At 68.0% G+C, this 1,688-nt stretch carries 1 protein-coding gene; it reads right to left on the bottom strand.

What is annotated here, in order from left to right:
- Nucleotides 1-166: 166 nt before the first annotated feature.
- On the bottom strand, nucleotides 167-1,624 hold the full coding sequence (locus HZS63_RS13750; protein ID WP_180684557.1) for an IS1182 family transposase: 1,458 nt from the start codon (nucleotides 1,622-1,624) through the stop codon (nucleotides 167-169).
- Nucleotides 1,625-1,688 lie beyond the last annotated feature (64 nt).

Genomic DNA, 1,688 nt, shown 5'->3' with positions numbered 1-1,688 from the left:
CTCAGAGGCTGAGAAACATTTGACTTCTTGGTGCAGCTACGCTACGTGCTGTGTGCGTGCCGATGCGGGTGCAGCCAAACGAGTGGCTGGGGTTCGAAGTGCTCTGTGGGGCGTTTGTGGGCCTTTCCAGGCATGAATCGGGGCCATTTCTCACTTCGAGCTCCCCTTACGCAGCCGCTTGGCGCATCACGCACTCATCTGTGCCCAGACCGAGCAGCTGTGGCGCGATCTTGACCATGCGCATCAGGTTGTGCGCCAGCGCAAACAGGTAGGCGACCGCGCGCACCTTGCGCAGCCCGCGCACCGGCATGCGCTGCAATCCCCGGTTGCGCGCCAGCGCGTTGACGCACTCGGCGCTGGCCGCGCGCTGCTTGTAGAGGTCCTGCATGGCCGCATTGGCCATGCGCGCTCGCCACTGCGCCACCGGCTCGGAGTCGCTGGCCTTGCGCTGGTGCTTGTCCGCCGTCGGGGGCTCGTCATCACCGCCCTGGTCTGCCTTGGCCCTGGTCTTGGGCTCGGGCACCGGCGCGATGACCTGCGTCTGGCCTTGGGTGCGCTCGTGCACCGCGTCGATCTGCTCGTGCGCGGGATATCCTCCGTCCACCAGCCACTGCTCGGGTGTGCAGCCGCTGCGCTCGATGACTTGTTCGAGCATCGGCGCCATCTGCGCCATGTCGCTGCCCGCGTTGGTCACGGCCACGCCCACGATCACCTGCTCGCGGCAGGTCGTGGCCAACTGCACGTTGAACGCGGGCCTGAAGCCGCCGTCGCCCATCTTCATCACCCGCGCATCGGCGTCGGTCGTGCTCGCACGCGCGTCTTCGGGTTTGTCGCCGTTGCGCCGCTTGGCCGCCTGCACTTGGGGCAACTGCTGCAGCGCCGCCTGGATGCGCGCTTCACGCTGCTGGGCAGCGCGCTGGCGTGCGGCCTGCTGCCGGCGGCTGGCCGCTGCCGGATCGTCCTGGGTGCGCTGCTTGAGCTGCTGTACCCACGCCTGGGCCTGGGCCCAGTGCTGCCGCAGACTGCCTTGGCGTCGAAACGACGCCGCCCCCGCAGCGGCGCGCACCCGCATGCCGTCTTGCGCCACGCGCTGCAGGCTGATCGCCCCGCTGGCGGCCAGCGCCGCCACGTTGGTCGTGAGCACCTCGTCCATCAGCGCCTCGTTGCCCGAGCGGAAATCGTTGAGCGCGTGGTAGTTCACCGACACCCCGCCACAGATCCAGCGGTAGGCGTCACTCTCGCGCGTGAGCCGGGCGATCTCTCGACCACTGCCCACGCCATCGAGCGTGGCGTACAGCCACAGCGCAAACAGGATGCGCGGGTCGATCGCCGAGCGCCCGGCGTTGCTGCCCCGCGCCTTGATCGCGTCGCTCAGCCGGCTCAGGTCCTGGCGCTCAACATAGCCCCACACCAGCCGCGCCAGATGATCTTCGCCCAGCAGCGACTCCAGGTCCGATGCCCGCAGCTCGATCTGCCGCCGGTTGGGCCGCAGCAGCCTGGGCTCACCCTGGCATTGGGCCGCACGGCGCGCCTGCCGCGCCGCCAGAGCTTGGTGCGGTTGCACTGCTGGCATGTCCTCAAACAGACCGCCTGCCACTTCGTTTGGGTGCCGGGATACTTTCATGTCCAAAGATAAGCCAGTTGCGTGCCAATCTGCGGGGCTCCGAGAAAAATTCTCAGGCTCTCAG

It is taken from the genome of Tepidicella baoligensis, assembly GCF_013432195.1.
Lineage (GTDB): Bacteria > Pseudomonadota > Gammaproteobacteria > Burkholderiales > Burkholderiaceae_C > Tepidicella > Tepidicella baoligensis.
Note: the sequence above shows the minus strand (reverse complement) of the source record. Positions and strands in the feature narration are given on the sequence as shown.

Bases quoted from the DNA above. Each gene is read 5' to 3' on its own strand.
- HZS63_RS13750 (WP_180684557.1), bottom strand. From the start codon at position 1,624: ATGAAAGTATCCCGGCACCCAAACGAAGTGGCAGGCGGTCTGTTTGAG.